The sequence below is a fragment of the Limosilactobacillus equigenerosi DSM 18793 = JCM 14505 genome (assembly GCF_001311375.1).
Taxonomy (GTDB): domain Bacteria; phylum Bacillota; class Bacilli; order Lactobacillales; family Lactobacillaceae; genus Limosilactobacillus; species Limosilactobacillus equigenerosi.
This window is the reverse complement of sequence record NZ_BBAS01000001.1, coordinates 276,700-300,255: the sequence shown is the minus strand read 5'-3', so window position 1 is coordinate 300,255 and position 23,556 is coordinate 276,700. Positions and strand designations below refer to the sequence as shown.

General features: G+C 42.9%; 18 protein-coding genes, 1 tRNA gene and 6 pseudogenes. 1 reads left to right on the top strand and 24 read right to left on the bottom strand.

The window, feature by feature from the left end; all coding sequences use genetic code 11:
• Positions 1-77: 77 nt before the first annotated feature.
• The 24 genes and pseudogenes from JCM14505_RS08550 to yycF form a co-directional block, all read right to left on the bottom strand.
• Positions 78-719: pseudogene (locus tag JCM14505_RS08550) on the bottom strand (HD domain-containing protein); the annotation flags it as partial.
• A 140-nt stretch (positions 720-859) separates the two neighbouring features.
• Positions 860-2,148: pseudogene (locus JCM14505_RS01475) on the bottom strand (adenylosuccinate synthase).
• A 404-nt stretch (positions 2,149-2,552) separates the two neighbouring features.
• Positions 2,553-2,789: a CHAP domain-containing protein gene (locus tag JCM14505_RS01470; RefSeq protein WP_082405580.1), complete on the bottom strand. Its 237-nt coding sequence runs from the start codon at positions 2,787-2,789 to the stop codon at positions 2,553-2,555.
• Positions 2,765-2,926, bottom strand: coding sequence for a hypothetical protein (locus JCM14505_RS08875; RefSeq protein WP_156249808.1), 162 nt, complete (start codon positions 2,924-2,926; stop codon positions 2,765-2,767). Before JCM14505_RS08875 ends, JCM14505_RS01470 begins: the two co-directional genes overlap by 25 nt.
• Positions 2,927-3,215: 289 nt before the next feature.
• Positions 3,216-4,772 carry a glycerophosphodiester phosphodiesterase family protein gene (locus JCM14505_RS01465; protein WP_054652364.1) on the bottom strand — a complete coding sequence of 519 codons (1,557 nt, stop codon included), beginning with the start codon at positions 4,770-4,772 and terminating at the stop codon, positions 3,216-3,218.
• 75 nt (positions 4,773-4,847) lie between these two features.
• Positions 4,848-5,361: pseudogene (gene msrA, locus JCM14505_RS01460) on the bottom strand (peptide-methionine (S)-S-oxide reductase MsrA).
• A 12-nt stretch (positions 5,362-5,373) separates the two neighbouring features.
• Positions 5,374-6,216, bottom strand: coding sequence for a MetQ/NlpA family ABC transporter substrate-binding protein (locus JCM14505_RS01455; RefSeq protein WP_054652362.1), 843 nt, complete (start codon positions 6,214-6,216; stop codon positions 5,374-5,376).
• A 288-nt stretch (positions 6,217-6,504) separates the two neighbouring features.
• Positions 6,505-7,569 (bottom strand): PD-(D/E)XK nuclease family protein, encoded by a 1,065-nt coding sequence (locus JCM14505_RS01450; protein WP_156249807.1) that lies wholly within the window; start codon positions 7,567-7,569, stop codon positions 6,505-6,507.
• Positions 7,570-7,603: 34 nt separating this feature from the next.
• On the bottom strand, positions 7,604-9,928 hold the full coding sequence (locus JCM14505_RS01445; RefSeq protein WP_054652358.1) for a 3'-5' exonuclease: 2,325 nt from the start codon (positions 9,926-9,928) through the stop codon (positions 7,604-7,606).
• Positions 9,889-10,104 carry a UvrD-helicase domain-containing protein gene (locus JCM14505_RS10255; RefSeq protein WP_054652356.1) on the bottom strand — a complete coding sequence of 72 codons (216 nt, stop codon included), beginning with the start codon at positions 10,102-10,104 and terminating at the stop codon, positions 9,889-9,891. The genes JCM14505_RS01445 and JCM14505_RS10255 overlap by 40 nt, the downstream gene beginning before the upstream one ends.
• Positions 10,105-10,121: 17 nt before the next feature.
• Complete coding sequence (locus tag JCM14505_RS10250) at positions 10,122-10,349, bottom strand: UvrD-helicase domain-containing protein (RefSeq protein WP_054652355.1); 228 nt, start codon at positions 10,347-10,349, stop codon at positions 10,122-10,124.
• Positions 10,342-13,023, bottom strand: coding sequence for a PD-(D/E)XK nuclease family protein (locus tag JCM14505_RS09885; RefSeq protein WP_082405579.1), 2,682 nt, complete (start codon positions 13,021-13,023; stop codon positions 10,342-10,344). The genes JCM14505_RS10250 and JCM14505_RS09885 overlap by 8 nt, the downstream gene beginning before the upstream one ends.
• Complete coding sequence (locus JCM14505_RS01425) at positions 12,933-13,619, bottom strand: helicase-exonuclease subunit AddB family protein (RefSeq protein WP_156249806.1); 687 nt, start codon at positions 13,617-13,619, stop codon at positions 12,933-12,935. Before JCM14505_RS01425 ends, JCM14505_RS09885 begins: the two co-directional genes overlap by 91 nt.
• Entirely contained in the window at positions 13,549-13,914 is a 366-nt protein-coding gene (locus JCM14505_RS01420; protein ID WP_054652349.1) for a helicase-exonuclease subunit AddB family protein, read from the bottom strand. The genes JCM14505_RS01425 and JCM14505_RS01420 overlap by 71 nt, the downstream gene beginning before the upstream one ends.
• An 84-nt stretch (positions 13,915-13,998) precedes the next feature.
• Positions 13,999-16,079: pseudogene (locus tag JCM14505_RS01415) on the bottom strand (AAA family ATPase).
• A 101-nt stretch (positions 16,080-16,180) separates the two neighbouring features.
• Entirely contained in the window at positions 16,181-16,411 is a 231-nt protein-coding gene (locus JCM14505_RS01410) for a hypothetical protein (RefSeq protein WP_054652347.1), read from the bottom strand.
• Positions 16,412-16,550: 139 nt separating this feature from the next.
• A complete protein-coding gene (locus JCM14505_RS01405) occupies positions 16,551-16,871 on the bottom strand; it encodes a pyridoxamine 5'-phosphate oxidase family protein (protein WP_054652345.1) in 321 nt (106 codons plus the stop codon).
• Positions 16,872-17,031: 160 nt separating this feature from the next.
• Complete coding sequence (gene rlmH, locus JCM14505_RS01400) at positions 17,032-17,511, bottom strand: 23S rRNA (pseudouridine(1915)-N(3))-methyltransferase RlmH (protein ID WP_054652343.1); 480 nt, start codon at positions 17,509-17,511, stop codon at positions 17,032-17,034.
• A gap of 173 nt (positions 17,512-17,684) precedes the next feature.
• The gene (locus JCM14505_RS09880; protein ID WP_263848925.1) at positions 17,685-17,810 is read right to left on the bottom strand and encodes a hypothetical protein; all 126 of its coding nucleotides are present in this window, start codon (positions 17,808-17,810) and stop codon (positions 17,685-17,687) included.
• Positions 17,811-17,823: 13 nt separating this feature from the next.
• Positions 17,824-18,636 (bottom strand): MBL fold metallo-hydrolase, encoded by an 813-nt coding sequence (locus JCM14505_RS01395; protein ID WP_153010945.1) that lies wholly within the window; start codon positions 18,634-18,636, stop codon positions 17,824-17,826.
• Between the two features lie 12 nt (positions 18,637-18,648).
• The gene (yycI, locus tag JCM14505_RS01390) at positions 18,649-19,302 is read right to left on the bottom strand and encodes a two-component system regulatory protein YycI (RefSeq protein WP_054652339.1); all 654 of its coding nucleotides are present in this window, start codon (positions 19,300-19,302) and stop codon (positions 18,649-18,651) included.
• 108 nt (positions 19,303-19,410) lie between these two features.
• Positions 19,411-20,709: a two-component system activity regulator YycH gene (locus tag JCM14505_RS01385; protein ID WP_054652337.1), complete on the bottom strand. Its 1,299-nt coding sequence runs from the start codon at positions 20,707-20,709 to the stop codon at positions 19,411-19,413.
• Positions 20,687-22,552, bottom strand: a pseudogene (walK, locus tag JCM14505_RS01380) (cell wall metabolism sensor histidine kinase WalK). The gene JCM14505_RS01385 and the pseudogene walK overlap by 23 nt, the downstream one beginning before the upstream one ends.
• 16 nt (positions 22,553-22,568) lie before the next feature.
• Positions 22,569-23,276: pseudogene (gene yycF / locus JCM14505_RS01375) on the bottom strand (response regulator YycF).
• A 136-nt stretch (positions 23,277-23,412) separates the two neighbouring features.
• Here yycF and JCM14505_RS01370 point away from each other — a divergent pair.
• Positions 23,413-23,485: transfer RNA gene (locus JCM14505_RS01370), tRNA-Lys, on the top strand.
• The last annotated feature ends 71 nt before the right edge of the window (positions 23,486-23,556 follow it).

The following is a 23,556-nucleotide window of genomic DNA, read 5'->3' as shown; positions in this document are numbered from 1 at the left end:
AAGTGAGCACTTGTAAATAAATTATGCCGGCTTAGAGATGGCGCTAATTTTAGCTAAAATTAATAGCATTAAAAAAATTACTTCTCATCTATAATTTCACCCCATTCTTTTAAAAATTCACTCAAAAACGATTTCATGTAACGAGTCCTTTTTTTCTGCCATCATTTTTCCTGCACTAGTATTCATTGAATTTTCTAAATTTAACAATTTTTCATAAAAATGATTAATAGTCGTACTTTTTTTTATTTCGATAAGCTTCCTTAGAAATATTTGTTGTAGGTTTAATTGTCGGATTGTAAATAAGATTCCCATGATGCCCGCCATACGCAAATGCTCGCGCGATTCCAATTGCTCCTAATGCATCAAGCCGATCAGCATCTTGAACATATTGCCCTTTTAAAGAAAGATGATGAGTATCGCTCAAATTCCTTGAATATGACATGTTTTTTTATCGTATCCATAACTTCCGCCAATTCTTCTGGTTTTAACTCCTCAATTGAACGTAAGCTAAGTATTTCATTGATTTTCCCTGGTATATCATCTGTTAATTTATCATCAATTACATCATGTAAATATCCCATAATTAACAATAATTTTACGTCTTGTTCAGTATAACTATTATTTTTGGTATAAAGTGATACTGCTAATTTTGCAACTCTTTCAGCATGAAAAAAATCATGTCCTGTGGGATCAGCCCCTAATTCTTTTTTTCGATAATTCTAATACATCTTCTATATTCATATTAATCACCTTCTTTGTTCGTAATAATAATCCTGTTTATTAAAAATTCCAATAATTACCTAACTAAACACAAAAATGGGCACCATCTGAAAATGGCACCCATTTATAGCTTCTCAACCTATGCTTCCCATGGATTCGTTAAAATAATCGTTTGTTCCCGATCCGGGCCGACTGAAATCGTGCTAATTTGGCATTTGATAATTCTTCTAAGCGCCGTAAGTACTTTTGCGCATTGACTGGTAATTGATCAAATTCCTTCACGCCCGTAATATCTTCGTCCCAACCTGGCCATTCTTCATAAACCGGTTCACACCGATCTAATTCGGCTAAACTAGCTGGGTAATGTTCAATTTCTTGGCCATCTAATTTGTAAGCCCGACAAATCTTGACGGTGTCTAAGCCATCTAACACGTCTAACAAGTTAATGCTTAAGTAATTCATCCCGTTAACCCGTTGTGCATGCCGCATCGCCACACTATCGAACCAACCAACCCGCCGTGGTCGGCCAGTTACCGTGCCGTATTCATGCCCGGTTTCACGGATGTAATCCCCAATTTCATTCGTTAATTCCGTTGGGAACGGACCGGCCCCTACCCGCGTGGAGTAAACTTTACAAATTCCAACCACCGTTTCAATCATAGCTGGCCCAATTCCGGCCCCCGTAGCTGCTCCCCCGGCCGTTGGGACTGATGACGTTACGTATGGATACGTCCCATGATCGATATCTAACATCGTCCCTTGGGCCCCTTCAAACAAGACTTGCTTGCCAGCAGCTAAATAGTCACTAATTAAAACGGACGTGTCCGTCACGTATTGCTTCAACTCTTGCCCATACGCATAGTATTCTTCAAACACATCATCAAATTCAATCGGATCAACATTGTAGACCTTGGTAAAGAGTTCGTTCTTCGTGGTCAAGTTTAATTGGAGTTTTTCCGCAAACGTATCCTTTTCTAATAAATCAGCCATCCGAATCCCAGTCCGCGAAACTTTATCCATATACGTTGGTCCAATCCCATTTTGGGTTGTCCCTACCTTGTGATCACCTTTCGCCGCTTCTTGGCACTTATCTAAGAGAATGTGATATGGCATCGTTAAGTGCGCCCGATTTGAAATCCGCAAGCCACTAACATCAACGCCACGATCTTGTAAGTAATGTAATTCTTCTAAGAGCGCCTTAGGATTAACCACGACCCCATTCCCAATTACCGCTAACTTACCCGGATTAAAAATTCCTGACGGTACTAACCGTAATGAGAACTTTTGATCGTCAAAGGCAATTGTATGACCAGCGTTATTTCCCCCTTGTGACCGAACGACCATATCGGCTGCTTGGCTCAAGTAATCGGTCATTTTACCTTTTCCTTCATCGCCCCATTGGCTTCCAACAATTACTACTGATGACATTGCGTTAATCTCCTTTTTTCCGATTAATTATCTCTCACAACCCTTTAATTATACTCCTATTTTGATAAAACTGTACAATTTTTATTATTTTTAATTTATCGTTCGGAAATAACGCTAATTAATCCATTTTAAAAGGCAGTAACTCTCCTGTTACTGCCTTAATTTCATTTCTTCCCTTAGTCCTAATGAACTCTGATACATTTTGTAACTACGTTCGGCCACGGATTCCCTTAGTGCGTGGTTCAAGACCTGTTTTAGTAACTACGTTCGCCGAGCAAGCGCCTAGGACTAACTGAAAACACCACCCGACGTGTTACTCACGCCAAGCGGTGTTTCCAAGTTAGCCTAACGTCGCTTTTAACGCTCGGATCACGACCTAAAATTCACGACCTAATTTTTATGAATCACACTCTTAATCGGGGTGACATTAAAGCGCGGTGATATTGGGCCACTACTTGCCCTTGTTCGGCATTTTGCTCTAATGTCGTCATATTACCATCCTTATCAATTGACTCTACTACACCTGTATGACCATAAATTCCGGGACTAATGGCGCCACCGGCATCCCAACAAATGATATCACCTGGGTGAATTTGATCGACGGTTGGATTATTAATCACCGTAAACCCATGCTCGCCCAATCATAATCACTCCCAATGTCTTTCGCAAACTCATGCCCACTGCCCATCATTTGGGGACCGCCTAATTGTTGGGCATACCACGCACTTAACCCGTAACATTGCCCATTATATAAGGTTTTCCCCTGCTGAGCTGCCAAGCCGCTAATGCCCCATTCGTATCGGTTGGCGTGGATTGAGTCATCGCGGGCGCAGCGTTGTATTATCCATTACATCCGCTCGAATCATTCCTGACCCACTCATTGTCACACTAATCCCAACTAACAAGGTGGTTAGCAATCGGTTGCTCCATAACTTTAACATACGTCTACTTAAAATCCTTTCGTTAATTCGTTCCTTTTATCCAATTACTAATATAACGAAAAGAATGTTAATTTACTTCACAACCGTGCATCATTCTATTAACAATCTAATTGCGAATATTACAATTCAACGACAAAAACCACTAAATTCCCCATAAATATTGCCGAAATTGCCGCCAAGCTGCTGGTTCAGCTTTAATTTTTTTTGGAATTCCCGTCGTAAACTGGTCGTTTGATCGGTTACAATCCCATCAACCCCCATTGCTACCAACGGCCGGACCATTAGCGGTTGATTAACCGTCCACGCATATACTCGCTGATGTTGCCGGTGTGCCATTTGCAACCACGCGGCCGTCAGGGTCCCCGCTTCCATGGTATATCCCTGTGGTAATCGCCTTGGTAACATCACCGCATACCCTTGAATACTCAATAATTTAAGGTGCGGATCAGTTTGCTGAATGGTCTGTAGCGCTTGATAATCCATCGTATGAATTAAATCCCCCCGCGCTTTAATCGTGGTCCCATATCGTTGAATAAAGCGCCGAATTTGGGTCGCGGAATCAGCAGGGGTCGTCTTTAATTCAATAATTAGCGGCTGGTGAACATGTTGCGCTGATTTTAAATACTGCTCAAAGCTAACTAACTGCCCCTTCCGTCCTTGATCATGAATCGTTAAGCCCACTAATTGAGCCTGGCGATATTGCCTGGGAAATCCTGACAACTTTGTTAATGGATGCAATGATTCATCGTGAAATACAACCCAGTGATTATCCCGCGTTCGATGTAAATCAATCTCAACCCAATCCGGATGCACGCGTTGCGTTTGGTGAAAGGACGGCAAGGTATTTTGCGCACCATCATGCTGATTAACCCCACGATGAGCAATTATTTGTAAGTTGGTCCTTGGTTGCATAAGGGCCTGCGTTGGTAAAGTCAGCCAACCACCAACCACCACAATGAGCGCGCCATAAATCCCGATCCCTTTCCCCGTGATTGGTTGGGGATTGGGCGCCAAATACTGCCCGACTACCAAGCTCACCCCGAGCAGCGCACTAAATTGGCCCCACCAAATTAACCCGGCCGCCAGCCAATTAACTGGCCAACGATACAGTATGGCCCCACCAATTAACATCATCAACCACCAGCCCAATAGTAACCAGCCACTCCATCGCCATGGCCAAGTTAAGTTAGTCATTGGATGTGTGATAAACCATACACTAATAATAATGATCATTCCACCAGCTATCATGCCATACCACCAATGATGTTGAATTAAATCCACCACTAACAAACTCATATCAACATGATTAGCTGGATTTAAACGAACTAACACCAGCGCTAACCAACTCCACCAGCCAATTCGCCAACCTAGCCGCCACCAATTCCAATTACTATTCTGGCGCCAAATTGGCTGTGAAGCCCCTAAAAACCATCGCCACAGTTGCCAACTGAGCCAATTCATCCCCGGCCACAAAATTATGATGCTGACTAATAAACCGATAGTAGGCAACCAACTCCGCTCTAAATCCCATCGCCACATTAGCCGTGATAAGACTGGATAGCGCATCCGATAAATTAACTGCCCTAATAACCATTGCCAACTACTAATTAGCACGGTTTGGTTAATTAAAATCATTAAGCTCCCCATGCCAAGCCAGCGGAGTTGTTTGTGCCACGTTTGCATCTTTCGTCTCCTCAATTCTCAAAATTAAAACGCCGTGCTCCTTTTAGCACCGCGTTTTAATCTTATCACATCATATTACTCAGTTTGTTGTGCTTGATAAGCAGCTCGATCAGCTTCTTCTTGGGCAAACCGTTCCGGATTTTTCTTATAAAAATCCTGATGATAAGCTTCCGCCACATAAAATGGTTGCGCAGCTTCAATTTGCGTCACAATTTCACCGTGATAGCGACCACTTGCTACTAAGGCTGCTTTAGATTCAGTGGCCACCCGACGTTGTTCATCATCTTTAACAAAGATTACCGGCCGATAGTTATCACCGCGGTCTTGGAATTGCCCAAAGGCATCCGTTGTCCGTTTGTTGCCAATAAATTTCAACTAACTCGGCATAACTAACAACATTTGGATTAAACGTAATCCGGACTGCTTCCGTATGCCCAGTTCCGCCCGCCTTCACTTGTTCATAAGTTGGGTTAACAACGTGACCACCAGTATAACCAGATTCGACCTTTTCAATTCCTGGATAGGTATCAAACGGTTTTACCATACACCAAAAACATCCCCCGGCAAAAATCGCTGTTTCTAAACTCATTCTCACTACCTCCTAGTGCTTACCAAAGATTGGCCAAGCTGCAACTTGGGAACCGTGGTAAGTTTGATCAATCGCTTTCTTCGTACTTTCCGTTTGGTAATCATCCACGACCTTCTTGTAAACTGGATTGTCCTTATCCTTTTCCCGGGCCGCAATAATGTTAACGTATGGTTTCACATCCTTATTAACCTTTTCCATAAAGATGGCTTGCTTTCCCCCCGGCTTAATATTAGCTGCTTCGGCGTAATTACCGTTGATAATTGAAGCATCAACCGACGTCAAGGCCCGCGGTGTTTGCGCTGGATCAACTTCCTTAAACTTCAAATGATGTGGGTTTTCCGTAATATCTTTCAAGCCCGGCCGAATCCCCGTGTTCGCCTTCACTTTGATTAAGCCCGCACTTTGCAAGAGATTTAATCCACGGCCAATCGTCGTTGGTTCATTTGGAATCGCAATCGTCGCCCCATCCGGTAATTCACTTAACTTATCATACTTCTTGGAGTATAACCCAAGTGGCGAAATCACAGTATTCCCAATACTCGTTAGGTGCGCATGCCGTTCCTTATTGTATGATTCAAAGTAATATGACGTTAAACAAGAATGTAAGTCAATTTGACCATCTTGCAACGCCTTGTTTGGTTGCACATAATCATTAAACGTAACGTATTCAATTTTAATATTATCTTTAGCTAACCGGGCTTTTACATCATCCCATACTTTTTGGGAATCCGTTCCCACTAACCCAATCTTCACAGTCGTCGTCTTCGCTGCTTGGGCGTGCCGATAACCGATCCACCCACCAATGGCAACAATCAAAATCGCGACTAAACTCCAAACTTTCCAATGCTTTTTCATGTTCTTACTCCTTAAAATTAAACTGTTTAAATACCATCACAAACAAAAAGCGTCCTTAGAAACTAATAATTAGTTTCTAAGGACGCTTTACCGTGGTACCACCTTATTTTAGTCTTTATCAGACACTCACTAAAACTCTGCTGCAGTCAGAATTTCGTGACCGAATAACGTGGTCAACCGAGGTTTGCTCATTCATCGAACTCACAACCCTTATTTTTAACCGGCCATCTTCATTAGTAGCTTTCATACCAAGTCGCACCAACCCTTGGCTCTCTGAATGAAGCATCACTAACTACTCACCGCAAATGTAATTGATATTAACTTAGCTCTAATAATAGCTGACAAAAAAATAAGAACGCAAGGGTTTTGATTAAAAAAAATTCTAATTTTTTTTAAAAATTCTCTCATTTCAACACTATATAAACCCGTTTTGATTTGACTTGGCCCCACTTGCATCATCGAAGCTAAGGCTTGTTGATAAAGAGCCAATTGACCATCATATTTATCTTCCAACTGAGTCGCTGTCAAGCGGTGATCGGTCTTATAATCAAACAACTGCCAGCCAGTTGGGGTTGCTAAATAACCGTCGATAATCCCGTGGACCAGGACCGGGCCATCCGTTGGTTGTAATGACTCAAATAATTGCCCCCCTGGTAACAACAATGAAAACGGCACTTCCCGATAAACTTGCTCCGGATGTTGTAGAATTTGTTGCCCCAATTCAGTTTGATAAAAGGCTACAATCCCCTCCACGTCAATTTGCTTGGCAATGGCCGCGGCCGGAATTAATTGATCCGCCACTAATTGTTGAATTGTAGCGCTAACTAACGTTTCATCCACGGCCCCTAAAGTTAAATCTAATTTTTCAAACACTAAGTGCGTGGCGGTCCCGACTGCTGCCGCCGTCACGTGCGCGTCATCTTGTAAAAAGGCGGGTTTCGCCATTTCAGTGGGTTGATAAATTCCCCGCGGCGAAAGTTGTTGTGGCGCTAAATTCAAACGGCCCATGGCTAAATCATCTGGGTCCGTTGTTTTAAAGGCATCGCGAATCGTTGAAACCGATTGAAAGGCGGTCGTCTCGGTCGCCGCGCGGTTGGGATACGTAAACGTTAACCAGCGTGTTAACTCATCTATTTGGGGCGCGGTCAATTCACCTTGCTCAGCTGCAGGCTTAATCACCGCGGCCTGCTCCGGCGCTTCGGCTGCTAATTGAGCTTGTTGATAAACTTGCCACTTAACATTCGCCGCTCCTAACCCGATTACCACCGGCTTTTCTTCGAGCGCTAGTTCTTCAAGTAAATTACCTGGGAAATCAGCTTGCCGGATTAAGGTCATTCCGATCCAATCAAACATTGATTTCCCTGCTAACCGCGTTGTCAAGGGTAACTTAGGCGTTGTCGTAACGGCTGCTTGCCCCCACGTTTTTTTGATATGCTTTCCAATTATCTTTTACTACCCCGGTGATAATTAAGCGTTGCTCAGCCCGAGTTAAGGCCACATATAACAAGCGCATTTCTTCGGCGCGACTTTGCCGTTTTTTAATTTCTTTAATCGTTGCTAACTGTGGGACTGGATAGTCAATCTCGGCATCAGGTAAGGATGGAACTTGCGGATGTAAATTTGTCCGTACCGTAAATCCCACCCCATCTTTCGCCGCCACCACAAAATCAGCGGCTTCATTCCGGAATTGCCCCGTGGTATGCGCGACAAAGACAATGGGGAATTGTAATCCCTTGCTCCCATGAATCGTCATCACATTCACCGTATTGGGATCCTTTTCTACAGCCGCCACCCCAAGGTCATCATCATTCCGTTGCATCTTTTCAATAAATTGAATGAATTGATATAAACCTTTAAAACTCGATTCTTCATATGCGCCCGCTCGTTCATATAACGCATGTAAATTGGCTTGCCGTTGAACTCCCCCTGGCATCCCGCCAACATATTCTAAGTAGCCCGTTTGTTGATAAATATTCCAAATTAATTCCACCAAGGATTGTTGTTGCGCTTGGTGTTGTAGCGTTGTTAAAAACGTTAGGAAGGCTTGGACCTTTGCTTGCAACCGATCAAGCTCGGCTGGTACCGTCATCGTCGCCATCGTTTGTAAAACTTGATAGAAATTACCCGTCGGCACTTGTAAGCGTAATTGGGCTAATTCCGGTTCAGTAAACCCAAACGTCGCTGGTTGATCAGCTGCTTGGTATTTAAACAACGGCGCCCGCATCGTCGAAACTAATGGCACATCTTGATAGGGATTATCTAACACCCGTAATAACGATAGCATCGTCCGCACTTCAGTGGCTTTGAAATAATTCTCGATGCCGTGCATCGTCACTGGGATCCCGACTTGACTAAATTGTTCCGAAATGGCCTGATTCAAGACTTTAGTCCGCGCCAAAATGGCAATGTCACCAGCTTTAATCGGTCGCATAGCTTTGAGATCTGCATCATAAATTCGTTCCGGCGAGTTAGGCGCTAACATTTGCTTAATCCGCGTGGCAATCATTTGAACTTCCCCGGCCCGATCGTCTAACTCATCACCAGTTTGTTGGTTATAAACTAACATTTCAACTGGAGTTGGTTGCGCCGTCGTGTCATCTGCCAACACCCATTGCGCTTTCGGCGTTAAGCTGGCCTTTTGATCATAATCCATTTCCCCCAATTCTTGATCCATTAATTGCTTAAAAATTAAATTGGTAAAGTCCGTCACATTGGTCATTGACCGATAATTATCCGATAAATCAAGCGTTTCATGACTGGTTTGACCATCTTGATACGCTTGGTAATTTTCTAAAAAGAGGGTTGGGTCGGCTTGGCGGAAGCGATAGATTGATTGTTTCATATCACCAACCATAAAGTAATGATTAAACTCTTCATTATGAATTTGCGCTAATAAATCAGCTTGTAAGCGGTTCGTATCTTGATATTCATCAATCATTAATTCACGATAATGCTGTTGCAATTCTTGCCGCACCTTTTGCGCTAAGGATTGCTTAGCCGGATCAAGCTCTTGGGTAAAGCGATTACGGCCCGTTAAAATTGCAAACGCATAGTGTTCTAAATCACCAAAATCTAACATTTGCCGACGCGCTTTCGCTTGTTGATAGGCACGACGATAGTCCTTCGTAATGGCAATTAAATCAGTTAATAACGTTTTCCCTAACGCCAGCAACGTTTTAACTTGCGTGGCACTGGCCGCCAAATAAGTTTGATGAATCCCTTTAATTTGTTGGCGTAAGGCTTTAAAAGTCTCCACATCCGCCAAATCTTGCTCCGTCCATTGCTTAGTTTTACGCGGATTAGTTCCCCACGCACTTTCATCCGTTGCTTGCTGCAACTCAGCCCACGTCCCGCTCACTTCCCCATTTACCATCATCGTCGTTAACATCGGTAAGGCAATATCCAAGACCGCTTGTAACTTTTCCAGCCCCGTTTGCTCTGCTAACGCCTGCAATTGCGTCACTACTGGTCGTAATTGGGTCGTTAATAATGGTTTTAACAGCGTTTGGAAATATGGCGTCGTGGTAATTTCTTGCTCTGGTTGTAACTGATAATTCGCTAACAAACTCGCTAACCATTGATTTGGTAAGGATTGCGCATTGGCTTCCCGATCTAATGCTTGCACAATTTGGGCTAATTTATCATCAAGTGGCCGGACATTAAAATTATCGGCTAATCGTAAGTACGTTGCCGGGAATCGCCACCAAGCCAATCATTCACCACTTGGTGCCACGCTTGGTCTTGCAATAGACTTTGTTCGGCATCGGTTACTAAGCGGTAAGCTGGATCAAGATCAATCACGTAATAGTACCGACGTACCAACTTTTCACAAAACGAATCAAATGTACTAATATCCGCTAGTGCCAAGCGGCTAATTTGTTCGCGCATATGTTGGTCCGGACTCGCTAATAATTTTTTTTCCGTAATCGTTCCCGCATGTTTTTGGCCGCTTCTTTGGTAAACGTCACCATCAAAAGTTGATCAATATTCAAATGGTCCTTGGCCAATAATCCCAACACTCGTTGCACTAGGACCGCCGTTTTACCTGAACCAGCCGAAGCTGAAACTAAAATATCTTGCTCGCGATCCTCAATCGCTGGTCGTTGTTCCTCACTAGGAATAAACTCACTCATGCATCGTATCCTTTCCTAACTCTTGCTCCATTTGATCAATAATTTGGTCTTCCGTCGTAGTAACTTCTTGATATCGATCGAGGAGTTGGTCAAATTGATAAATATCTAAATAATCTGAAAAATCAAATCCTGTTTGGGTCTGATAGCGAACCGGGGCTAGGCGAATATCCCCAGCTAAAATTTGCGTCACCGCCGTCTGAATGCGTTCACGATTTCGAGCCACTAACCACTTTAATTGCGCGGGCTGCAATAACATCGTCCCTTGTAAGGCCCCAATCGCACCATCATCAGAAACTTTCAAATTCCCGTGACGCTTCGTGGCTTTCGTTAAGGTAACCACTTGGCCATTCGGTTTATCAGCTAACAACCCATGATCAAGCGCTGTTAATGCCGGTGCTTGATTTAACAAAACTCCCCGCATGCGATGGCTAGCCAATTGGAACGCTTGGTCATCAACTAACTTCGCTTGACAACCACTCGTTTGTTTGGGGGCCGCTAAATATTGATATAACGTTCCCATAAATTGCTGATCCGGTAAAGCCGCTTGCGCCGCATCTAAATAGGCTATTAATTGCAAATCGAGCCCTTCATAAGCTTTGACTAAATCAAATTTACGATCGGATGATTTATAATCGACAATATAGGCCTGCTGTTGGTCCGGTAATTGATCAATCCGGTCAATCCGCCCCTGCAACTGAATTAACGTACCATCCGCCAAGGTTTGGGTTAAGGCTGGCAACCCATACTCTTGATGACCAAAACTTTGTTCCGTCATCACGGGCCGCGCTTGGTTGAACTGGAATTGTTGCCCTAATATTGTCACCATCACTTGAACGATTTTTTCCATCGTTCGTAATTGGTAACTAACTTGATAATCATTATTCGCTAATTCCCGTAAATACGGTTGTTCCGCATACGCTTTTTTTAAGGCTGCTTGCGTCATTTGGGTTTGGAACTGCTCATCCGTCCCGAGCCGGTGCCAACCATCCGGCTGCTTGCGGACTAACCGAACTAATTGTTCCATCGCCGTATGATAAAACGTTCCTGAACGATCCGCCGAAACCGTTAGTTCTTCCCGCTTCTTCAAACGTAACCCGTATTTTAGGAAGTATTCATATGGATTTTGGTAATAGGTTTGGAGTTGGGTCACCGAGCCAATAAAGGTTGGATGGTTTGTTATTTCATCAACGTGTAAATATAATCGCCGCGCCAACTCAGGATCCAATGGCGTCGTTTGATTTTGATAATGAAGCGCGTGGGTTAACTGTTCCATTTGTCCCGGTTGATAATTAGTCAGCCAGTTCACCAGCCATTGCCAGCTCGGACTTAATTGATCAATGCGGCCATTGACTTGTCGTAGCACCGTCACTAATTGCCCCAGCGTCGTTAACGGACTTCCTGTCAACCGACTAACTTGCTTAAATTCATCAGTCGCCAGTGGCGAGCTGGTTTGCTTTGATTGCGGGCGTTGGTACCGATTATCCCACTGATTTGTATATTGCGCTAAGCCAATCACATATGGCGAAATTTGTAACGGACTTTCATCGCCCCCCATCGTGGCCACTGAAAGAATTAACTTCTCCGTCGCACTTAACATTGCCAAATGGTTAATAAATGGCTCATTATTAATCCGTTCTTGATCTGGCAACGGTAAGAATTGTTCCGACCTTAAGTTAGGGCGTAACCATGCTAAATCATGATCAGTTAGTAATCCCTGACTCGCTTTAACTTCCGGCATCACTTCGTCATTAGCCCCAAAGACAATCACCACCCGCCGATGATTGGACTGAATCATCCCAATTTCTGACGCCATAATTTGGTCCATGGTCGAAGGAATTTGGGAATATTCCGCATTCGTTAACCCCGTCATCAGGATTTGGCCAAATTGTTCTACGGTCGCGGCTTCAATTGAGGTTTCTCCAAAGATATTGACATATTCATCTAACAATTGGGTTAAGGTTTGCCAAACTTGATGATGTTGTTGCGCAACTGTTAAATCGCCCCGCTCACTCGCTTCATTGGCCCACGTCAACATGTGTTGATCAACTTGAAAGGTGATTAAAAATTCATACACGCGCGTTGCTAATTCCTTACCAGTCGTTGCTGTTTGCCACTTGGCAAGCGCCGGCATGATTTCCTGGGCAATAAATTTACGAACCTGATTTAATTGGGCCATTAGCTCATCATCCTCATCACCTAAACTAGTCCAGGTTGACTTTAACCAAGCTCGATTCGTCATCCCATATTTTAAAAACCAGTTTTCCGTTTGATATACCGCATCTAAAAACGTTCCATCATCATCTAAAGGACGTAATAAGCCCGTCTTCAATAACTGCATCACATCTGGTAATTGGTAATGATTTTGCAAAACTTTAAACAACGCATCTAGCATCGTTACCAACGGGGCATCCGCCATCGACCGCTGATGATCAATAAATAATGGTAAGTCATAGCGGGAAAAGACTGGACTCAAGACCGTTTCATAATCCTTTAGGTGACGGGTTAACAAGAGAAAATCACGGTAACGGTATTTCCCTTGGGCCACTAACTGCCGGATTTCCCGGGCAATTTGATCAACTTCATTCAACCGATTCGCCGCCACCATAAATTCAACGCCAGCTGGGGGGTACTTAATGGCGCTAACGTTTGGAACTTGGCATTGGCTTGCATCCATGTTTCAACAGCTTGCAGCGATTCGCTGACTCGCATTGGCACTTGTTGCGGCATCACTGGCGCTAATAATTCGATCCCGGCTTGTTGCTTAGCAAACCGAACCAGCCGTTGATATTGTTGCACCGATTGGTAATATAAATTAAACGGCGCTGGTAATTGGTCATCCGGGTAAATCCGATCCGCTAAAATGCTCATCAGCGTGGCTTGCCCATGTTCAATCATGGCTTCCACAACTTTCGCCTCTTGGCCAGTAAATTGGTTCATAAATCGATCTAAATAAAAATAATCATTAAATTTTGAGGATTGTAAGGCCTCCACGAGCAAATCATACGTATCTGGCGTCGTCAACCAACCTTCAACTTGCGTTAAATATTGCTCATAAAGCGTTTGTAATACGGTTAATTTTTCCGCCGTCATCCCTGTCAATTCAGCATCATTAATCGTTAAATCCGTTGGTAACAGGTTCGCATTTTGAAACAAATTCAATTGATCAACCACTGCTTGGACAAAGCCAGGACGTTGAGCTTCACCTTGGAAAGCTTGCAACGCACTTGGGTGGTTCGTTTGGAAATCCTGCAAGACTTTCGTCACAATCATTAATTGGCCAACTTTTGACAATCGTTCTTGATGATATTGTGGATTGTTTTTTTAATAAATACCACGCTAACCGACTTAACGATAGAATTTGGACTTGTGATTGCGCATAAAGTGGCAAATCACCTTGCAACTGGTTTAAAATCCGCACTTCGGTTTCAAACTTAACGTGATTGGGAACCACCACAAAGAACCGGTCGTTCGCCGTTGCCGTCTGCAACCGTGTCTTAATATCTTGGACAATCACCGCTTCATGATTCTGTGACGCCTTCCCAACTACGAATTGTAATGTCCCCATCGATTGTTCCTCCAACTGATTAATTCTGCCTTTGATTATAACAAAAAACCGGGAGCGACTAACCGTCGATCCCGGCTTTGTTTTCTACTTGTCCTCTTTAGCTGTAATCTTAATTTCGCCATCAACTACGTCGGCTAAGAGATGCTTTTCCTCGAGATGATCAAGATAAAAGTCGGTTACTTTGTCCCGAATTTGTTGTTCAACGACCCGCCGAAGTGGCCGTGCTCCCATCGTTTCATCGTAACCTTCTTCAATCATTAAATCCTTGGCTGCATCGGTTACTTCGACATCCATTTGCTTCTTCGCTAAGGTTTGGTTAACTCCTTGTAACATCAAGTCAACTATTTGCTTTAAATCATCCTTCGTCAAAGCCTTAAATTCAACAATCGCATTAAACCGATTTAAGAATTCCGGCCGGAAGTATGGTGTTAAGCGCTTAATTAAAGTTGGTTGATCTTCCGTCACCACAGCATCATTACTGTAACCCGCATTCGACGTGGCAATTACAATCGTATTCTTAAAGTCAACCGTGTTCCCTTGACCATCCGTTAACCGCCCATCGTCTAAAACTTGTAGCAACAAGGTAATAACTTGGGGGTCCGCTTTTTCAATTTCATCTAACAAGACAATTGAATATGGGTGACGCCGAACTTTTTCGGTTAACGTGTGGGAGTTATCATCGTAGCCAACATAACCAGCCGTCGTCCCAATTAACTTCGAAACAGCCGTCCGGTCAGCATATTCTGACATATCAAGGCGGATAATGTCATCCGTGCTCCCAAACATATCTAAGGATAATTGCTTAGCCAGTTCAGTCTTCCCGACTCCCGTTGGCCCCACGAATAAGAAACTTCCGATTGGCCGGTTACCTTCATCAAAGCCGGCCCGGTTCCGCCGAATCGCCCGCGCCACGGCAGCGACCGCTTCATCCTGACCAATTACTTTGCCAGCTAACCGATCATTCAAGCCTTTCAAGCGTTCAATATCACTCGCGCCCATCTTCGAAACCGGAATGCCCGTCATCCGTTCGACCGCTTTCGCTACATCGTTTGGCGTCGCACTGACCCGTTGCGCCGTGGAGTGATCGGCTAATTGCTTTTGTAAAGCTTCAATTTGATCCTTAGCCTTTAAAGCGGCTTGATAATCTTCTTTGTCCGCCGCTGCTTGTTGTTGTTCGGTCAAATCCTTAATCTCTTGCTCAATTGCTTGTTCGTCCTTCACCGGATGTTGGGCCGCTAAGTGCGTGGCCGTCATATCCAATAAGTCTAAGGCCTTATCAGGTAATTTCCGTTGTGGCATATATTGAACCGAGTAATCAATGGTGGCTTGCAAAACATCATCTGGCAAGTCCACGTTATGGTGTTGTTCGTACAAGTCCCGAACCCCTTGTAAAATCTTAAATGTATCTTCTTTACTTGGGGCATTGACCGTCACTTGGTTAAACCGCCGTGACAACGCCGCATCCTTCATAATGGTATTCCGGAATTCATCTTGCGTTGTCGCTCCAATAACGGTGATTTCACCCCGGGAAAGCGCAGGCTTTAAAATATCAGCCATTCCCTTTGAACCGCTGGCATCACCCGCATTACCGGCCCCGATAATTTGATGAATTTCGTCAAAGAACAAGATTACATTCCCAGCCGATTTGACTTCTTGGACTAACTTTTGCATGTTTTCCTCAAAACTGCCCCGATATTGGTACCAGCTTCTAAGGCTGACACATCAATACTAATAATTTGCTTATCCTTAATGGCCGCTGGCACATCGCCGTTCACAATTGCTTGGGCTAAGCCTTCAACCACGGCGGTCTTCCCAACCCCCGCATCACCAACTAAGACTGGATTATTCTTCGTCCGGCGCGCTAAAATTTCCGCCGTTTCCTGAATTTCTTGATTCCGGCCAATCACGGGGTCTAACTTGCCATCCCGCGCTTCTTGCGTTAAATTCCGACCCAATTTAGCCAAAATCCCATCTTGTTTTAATTGACCTGCTGGGGTAACTGATTGCTGATGCTGACTTGGTAATTGCCCCGTTTGCCGATATTGCATAAATTCAGCTGGCGTCACTTCACGTCCATTAATCAGGTAGCGGCGTTGTTCGGAGTTAAAGCCATTCATGTTCCCCATCAATTGGTTAAATAAGTCATCCATGTCGTTGTTAAACATTGTCAAATCCCCCTTAAATTCCTGATTTTGTGTGTTATAAAAGGCCCAATGTAACTATACGAGTTAAACATCCGACCCTTTACGTGACTACACTGCAATTGTTATTCATCATTTAACAAATAGCGTTGTTCCAATTCACGTAAAATTTCCCACATTTGCTTATGTTGAGCTTGAGCTAAGGCATCAAGATCCCGCAAGTTGATGGAAGTTGCGCTGGTCTGCTGCTTATTAAACGATTTATGTAAAGTGGTGTAGCCATACCCGGATTCTTTCGCAACTCGGTAAATGGTTAACCCATTTTGATCGAGATACGCTTTAATATCAATCCGCATCGCTGATCACTTCCTTTACAATTCTTAGTATATCACTTTTGTGGTATAACACAAGTGTGATATACAAATTTTTAAAATTTTAATCAAAAAAATAAACCGCCACATAGGTGACAGTTTATCAATCATCATCTTATTCGCTTTAATTCAACGCATAAATTGCGTCAATTTCAATTACGGCTACGGTAGCTTCTGGGTGGGCACTATCCGCCAATAAACGCTTCGCTAAGTCGTCATCTTTATGCAAGGTCACCGTTCCATTCACCCGGAGTGAGACATGGTTTTTCACATCCCAACCGGTCACTGCCACCTTTGGATTAGCTTGCACATTTTCAAAGGCTTGCCCATAAGTATATTCCAAGTAAACCAAGTGTTGATCGTCTAACACTCGTAATGAACCCTTAGGCCCAACTTGTGGTTGCCCATCTGCTCCATTCGTAGCTAAAAAAAAGCATCGTGTCATTAAAAAAAGCGGATTGTTCCGTTGTTAAACTTTGATTTGGTAATAAAGTTGCCATTAGTATTTCTCCATTCATTCAGCTGCTGTCGCAACTAGTGACTATCCATAGCCATAATTTACCATGCTCACTACCTACTAACAACTAATTTGCTCCTACTCCACCTTACTTATGATACGGTAACCCTTGATTAATCGTAAACGCCCGATAAATTTGCTCCGTTAACACAAGCCGCATTAATTGGTGGGGTAACGTCATGCGTCCAAATGAAATCGTATCATCTGCTCGTTGCATAACGGCCGGACTTAAGCCTAACGATCCGCCGATGATAAACGTAATATCACTTTTACCATATAATGCCAACCGATTAAGTTCGGCGGCTAACTGTTCCGAGGAGCGTTCTTTTCCCTCAATTGCTAAGGCAATCACATGCTCGCGATCTTTAACTTTGGCTAAAATCCGCTCCCCTTCCTTAATTTTAACCGTCATCATTTCCGCCTCGCTTAACGATTCTGGCGCTTTTTCATCTGGTACTTCAACAATTTCAAACTTCGTATACCGACTGAGCCGTTTCGCATATTCTGCAATCCCGGCCTTGAAATACTTTTCCTTTAATTTACCAACCCCAATAATTTTAATTGTCATAATTTCCTCACTTTTTAGCGTTATCCCCAGTTTATCCACAAGTTAAGCTGGGTTTTACCCAAGTTATCCCCGAAGCATTGTGGATAAGTTGTTTCGTACTTTTCCACAGTTTTCCACAGCGACCACTCTCCCATTATCAACAACGCCAACCCGCATAATATCAAGGTTTCCACCTAATTAAGACGCTTCTTTTTCCACTTATCCCCAACTATCAACAATCGTTGTGGATAACTTTCAATTACCTTGTTCATCCCCGTCTTACTAGCATTTTTCATTGGCTGTGGATAAATTGTGGACAACTATTATCCACAATTAGCTATTCACACTTCGTAATGGTAATGGTTGATCCGGCTCCGCATCCCACAACTGAAAATCATGATCAACCCCTAATCCTTGGGCTTGTAAAATCCCTTGAACGGTTAAATGAGCTAATTCACGATAATTATTATGCTGACTTCGATGGCCTAACACCACTTGCTTGGTTTGAGGACCAATCACATCCATTAAGGCTTCGGCTCCTTCTTCGTTTGATAAGTGGCCTTCGTCACCTAAAATTCGTTGCTTTAAACTCCAAGTATACGGACCATTACGGAGCATCTCTGGATCATGATTACATTCCATTAAATAAGCATCCGCATTGCGAATCGTTCCTGCCACTTGCTCTGATACATAGCCGGTATCGGTAATAATACATAAAGCTTGTTGGTCATGATGGAGTTGATAAAACTGTGGTTGCGCAGCATCATGAGAGACCGCAAAACTTTCAACTTGTAAATCACCCAAATCAAGCACTGAAGCTGGTGGTAATTCAAATTGTTGCTCCGGATTAATTTTCCCAATTTTATCGCGCATTGCCGCCCAGGTTCCCGCGTTAGCATAAATTGGTAAATTATACCGGCGCGCTAACACACCAACCCCTTGAATATGGTCACTATGTTCATGGGTCACAAAAATGCCATCAACATCTGCTAACGAACGATTAATTTGGGCCATCCGTTCTTCTATTTTTTTGCCACTTAACCCAGCATCAACTAAAATTCGTCGGTGGGGCGTCTCAATATAAGTTGCATTGCCCGTACTACCACTTGCTAAAATACTATATTTAATTTGATCTTGTGTTTCCAAGTCAGTCATCCTCTAATCATCATTTTGTAATATCGTTCCCGTCAATGCACTCACCATCAAAGTTTGAAGATGATTAGCCGTTTTATCCCATACCTTTACTTGCCAAACTGGTCCATAAAGGGTCGGATCATCGATTGCATTCAACGGTGCATACCCCAGCCGAACATCCTTAATTTGAGCATTATCATTTAAATCATTATGCCGATATAAATTAATCACCGCTTGTTGTTGGCTAATGGTCGGCGCCGCTTGTTGTAATTGGGTCACTTTCAATAAGTGGCCTTGTGAATAGCCTGTCACACTCGCCTGATTCCGATGAAATTGTAATTGCCCAGCGGACGTTAAAACCGGTTGACCATTAATTAATTGCGTAAAAACATCGCGATTGTTAGTCGATAGTTTTTGATCGTAATGATACTGATTCCCGGCCAGCACCTGATGTTTCAACGTTGCCAATGACCGCTTAACTGGTTGATCATAAGTCACATTAAGTTGTTGATCAACAATACTAACACTGGCCCTTTTTATGGTTGGCATCGTATTAAATTCATCGGCTTGGACAGTAACATAACTACCTTTTTGGGGTTGCGTTGACAGGTGGGGAACTTTAATTCCATGTGCTCGCATTTCTCTTAACGTCACAGCTTGCGCCTGTTCCGGCGTCACTGAAGCTTGGTGCCATCGCCGAAAAATTCCTTGAAAAAAAGACCCCTACAATTAGTAAATCTACAATAATGAACCCACATAAAAAGATTCTTTGGATGCGCCGAAAATTCATCGCTGACCTCCTAGGGATAGTATCGTCTTATAATCAACCCAATTTCCGTGATAATACACAAAATAACTAGGCTGCACATTAACTTGATTTCCATTAACTTGAGTCCACCGATAACCTAACTGAAGCCCAGCAATTTCTGATAATTTACCGGCCTCTTTTAGCTGATTCATTACCACCCCGGTCGCTGGTAAACGCGTGCCAGCGTTCGTTGCCGTTGCGACCGGCGTTCCCAGCCGATATCGCGAAAATTGCCACCGAATTAAGCCGTCATTATTAGCTTTCAAGGTAATGCTACCATCACCCTGATCACTAAAAACCAATAATCCTTGCACACTATTCCGATAAGTAATCGTCTGCCCTGAGGTACTGATGGCTGCATACCGAAAACTATTCGTTCCTAAATTAGCCTGCGTTAACTGCCGCAAGCCCCAAGTCTGCAAAGCTCCTAATGACCGCACTTGCGAAGTTCCAACATATTGTTCATATTGAATTTTTCCCGTTTGATCATCCACAATCACCCGGCGATTTTTCCCAACCCAATACGTAGTTTGACCATTACTATGTTGACGATGAACATTACTAGTTGCCTTCGTCGTTAACAATGCTGTTGCGAGGGTTGAGCCTTCATCTGTGGTTAATTGGAATTGATAATTTGGGAGTTCAAAAGCATGCGGAAAGGTCATCACTGGTTGTTGATTGATAACTTTCGCTTCAACATCAATTTTCTTACCCCCACCGAGTGCTTGCCGAACCCCCGCAAGTTGACTTTGTTTAACTCGCAAACGTCTAACTACTAAGCCACGATCTTGCAATAAATAAATTTCGCGTGGATTTTGAAGTGGAATTACTAACCGATCAACTTTTCCCAGGAAATCATCACTGGTTAAATGGTAACTTTGCTTCAAAATATTACTAGCTAATTCACCCGGAAAACTAATTACAATTGCATTTGATTGACGTAAACGAGCTAAATATCGTTCACGATTATGGTCACTAACTTGTTTAACAGATCCAAATTTCCATTTTGGTAAGGATTGTTGCAACGTTAAGGCGACATTCGCTGGTTGTCCAAATAATAACTTTTGACTCCCATCAGCTTGATTCCAAATCACTTGATTAGCTTGATAAACAGTTTGAATCACATTTTGGTCGACATTGGAAGTTGTCCCTTCATTTAACCCAGTGGGCTCAAGACGGTAAGGATTTAGCCACACGCTAATGGAAAAGATTACACTCAAGCCCACTGCTAGCCACAGTGCACTGGGCAACCACTTATCCTTCATCCACTTGATCATCCCAATCATCCTCCTCGAATTGGACGTATGGCAACGCAATATAGAACGTCGAGCCTTTACCTTCCGTACTATTCACCCAAATCTGACCACCTAGTAGATTCACTACCTCTTTAGAGATAGCTAGTCCAAGCCCAGTTCCCCCTTGTTTACGGGAGCGGGCTTTATCAACCCGGAAGAACCGATCAAAGACATGCCGCAAGTCTTTGCGTGGAATCCCCAATCCTTGGTCAGCAATACTTAAAATAACGTGATTATGAGTATCCGTTAAACGGGCCGTGATAATTCCCCCATCTGGTGAATACTTCACAGCATTGTTCATAATATTATCGATTACTTGCGTAAATTTATCAGGGTCAATTTCAACCCATAAACTCTTATTGGTAATATGACGATCAATTGAGTACTGTTTGTCAGTCCCTGTTACTTCATCATTTTGAATAATCATATCAAAGCGATCCAAAATATAATTAAACAACTCACTAATGTTGACATATTCAAGATCTAACTTCGTTGTCCCGGCATCCATCCGCGATAAACTCAACAGATCATTAATCATCCGAATCATCCGATCCGTTTCATCTTCAACTACTTGCAAGAACTTCGGCCCCAGTTCTGGATCATTAATGGCCCCATCCCCTAAAGCCTCAACGTAACTCCGCACACTGGTTAATGGCGTCCGCAGTTCATGGGAAACATTCGATACGAATTGTTTCCGCTCTTCTTCTTCTTGAACTTGGTCAGTAATATCATGTAGCACACAAACCATCCCACTCACGAAACCTGATTCGCGTTGAATTGGAGAAAAAGTAGCACTAACAATAATTTCATCCGATAAATTATCTAAGATCACTTCATTGTAGTCTTGTTCACTTTCCATTAAATCACGGAAGGTATATTTATTCCGAATATCTAACATATCCAGAATTGATTTTCCAATTAATTCCGCCTCAGCACTAACTCCCAACATTTCTAATGCCAAGTTATTCGCAATAATAATATTTCCCCGCCGATCAGTGGCTAAGACACCATCCGTCATATGCGAAAGCACGCTATCTAACCGGCGCCGTTCAGAATCGATTGATTCTTGCGATTCCTCCACCCGAATTGAAAGGTTATTAATCGCTCCGGCTAACTGACCTAATTCATCGTTAGCACGAACCTTAATCCGCCCAGTAAAATCTCCTTGCGCAATTTTTAACGTTTGCCCCCGAATTTTTTTCAATTGGCCGGGTAATTTCCCGAGAAATAATTACTGAAAAAAAATCAGTCCAATTACAATGGTAATCACCGTTGCCGATAAGTAAATTAAGGAAATACTATTAACTGTACTATACACACTTTCTAAATTGGCCCGTAAATAAACCGCCCCGACGACATTATTATCATTTCCACTAACTAATGGCACTGTCATCACATAATAATGTTTTTTCTGGTTGCGATCATAAATCGTTTCTGAATGCGTCCGATTATTGACTAGGGTATTCCGAATTAACTTCGAATTATTCGTCTCCCCTACCATTCGTTGACTTTTTTGATTCGTTCCCCGCGTAATCCCCTTTGCATCCACGACGTTTAATTCGGTCAGATTAGGATTACTAAGTTGTTGAATCGTCGTTTTAATTTGTTGATTAGCTTCATTAGCGTTATCAATACTCAAACTCCGGGCTAATGAATTCGTAACTGAAACTGGTAATTCAATCTGTTGCTTAAAAGTATTTAAATTGGCTCGTTCCAATTGACGAACAAAAACCGCCCCGACAATTTCTAACGTTAACACTAACATTAGAATAAAGACCAGCGCGATTTTAAATTGCAACGATTGATAAAATTTAATTTTTTTGATTCAACCGTGTGACTCCCTAATTTTGATTTGGATCTGCTAAGAAGTAACCAACCCCTCGCCGGGTAACCAACCATTGAGGGTGACTTGGATTATCTTCAATTTTTTTCTCGTAACCGTCGAACTGTTACATCCACGGTCCGAACATCACCAAAATAGTCATAGCCCCAAACCGTTTGTAATAAGGTTTCCCGATTGATTACTTGGCCCAAGTGTTGCGCTAAGTAATGTAATAGTTCAAATTCCCGGTGCGTTAAATTAATATTTTCGCCCCGCTTTGAAACCGTGTATGCTTCCGGATGAATCGTTAAATCACCGATTTGAATGTCAGCTTCCGGGGCATCTTCAGTGGCGACCGCAGCTGTTTCTTGCCGTCGCAGGTTCGCCTTCACCCGTGCCACTAATTCGCGGTTTGAAAATGGTTTCGTCACATAATCATCGGCCCCTAATTCCAAACCGAGCACTTTATCTAATTCTGAGTCTTTAGCCGTGGCCATAATAATTGGCATCGTATATTTCATTCGAACTTGTTTCGCGACTTCTAACCCATCTAATTTTGGTAACATTAAATCTAACACAATTAAATCTGGTTGATGAGCTTCCACCATGCGACCGCTTCTTCCCCATCAAAGGCAGTTAAGACTTCATAACCTTCTTTTTCCAGATTAAACTTAATGATGTCTGAAATTGGCTTTTCATCATCGACAACTAAAATCTGCTTTGCCATTCGTATCTCCTCATTTCCAGTCATAAGAACTTAAAATTAGCTCTATTATAGCATAAGAAAAAATATTTTATCTTTTCTAAAAAAAGGTTGCATAATAACTTTCCGACTGGTAATATATTATTTGTTGATAACTTATGGGCAGTTAGCTCAGCTGGCAGAGCACCGGACTCTTAATCCGGGTGTCCAGGGTTCGATCCCCTGACTGCCCATCATTTCCCGCCTCAATCGTGAGGCGGGTTTTTTATTAATTATTTATCACCATTTATTTTTAAATTTAGGG

Bases quoted from the DNA above. Each gene is read 5' to 3' on its own strand.
- JCM14505_RS01410 (WP_054652347.1), bottom strand. From the start codon at position 16,411: ATGCGGATTGATATTAAAGCGTATCTCGATCAAAATGGGTTAACCATT.
- JCM14505_RS01405 (WP_054652345.1), bottom strand. From the start codon at position 16,871: ATGACACGATGCTTTTTTTTAGCTACGAATGGAGCAGATGGGCAACCA.
- JCM14505_RS01465 (WP_054652364.1), bottom strand. From the start codon at position 4,772: ATGCAAACGTGGCACAAACAACTCCGCTGGCTTGGCATGGGGAGCTTA.
- JCM14505_RS09885 (WP_082405579.1), bottom strand. From the start codon at position 13,023: ATGGATGCAAGCCAATGCCAAGTTCCAAACGTTAGCGCCATTAAGTAC.
- JCM14505_RS01455 (WP_054652362.1), bottom strand. From the start codon at position 6,216: ATGAAAAAGCATTGGAAAGTTTGGAGTTTAGTCGCGATTTTGATTGTT.
- JCM14505_RS01420 (WP_054652349.1), bottom strand. From the start codon at position 13,914: ATGGGGACATTACAATTCGTAGTTGGGAAGGCGTCACAGAATCATGAA.
- JCM14505_RS01385 (WP_054652337.1), bottom strand. From the start codon at position 20,709: ATGATCAAGTGGATGAAGGATAAGTGGTTGCCCAGTGCACTGTGGCTA.
- JCM14505_RS01450 (WP_156249807.1), bottom strand. From the start codon at position 7,569: ATGTTTGATTGGATCGGAATGACCTTAATCCGGCAAGCTGATTTCCCA.
- JCM14505_RS10250 (WP_054652355.1), bottom strand. From the start codon at position 10,349: ATGAGTGAGTTTATTCCTAGTGAGGAACAACGACCAGCGATTGAGGAT.
- rlmH (WP_054652343.1), bottom strand. From the start codon at position 17,511: ATGACAATTAAAATTATTGGGGTTGGTAAATTAAAGGAAAAGTATTTC.
- JCM14505_RS10255 (WP_054652356.1), bottom strand. From the start codon at position 10,104: ATGCGCGAACAAATTAGCCGCTTGGCACTAGCGGATATTAGTACATTT.
- JCM14505_RS01425 (WP_156249806.1), bottom strand. From the start codon at position 13,619: ATGATTGTGACGAAAGTCTTGCAGGATTTCCAAACGAACCACCCAAGT.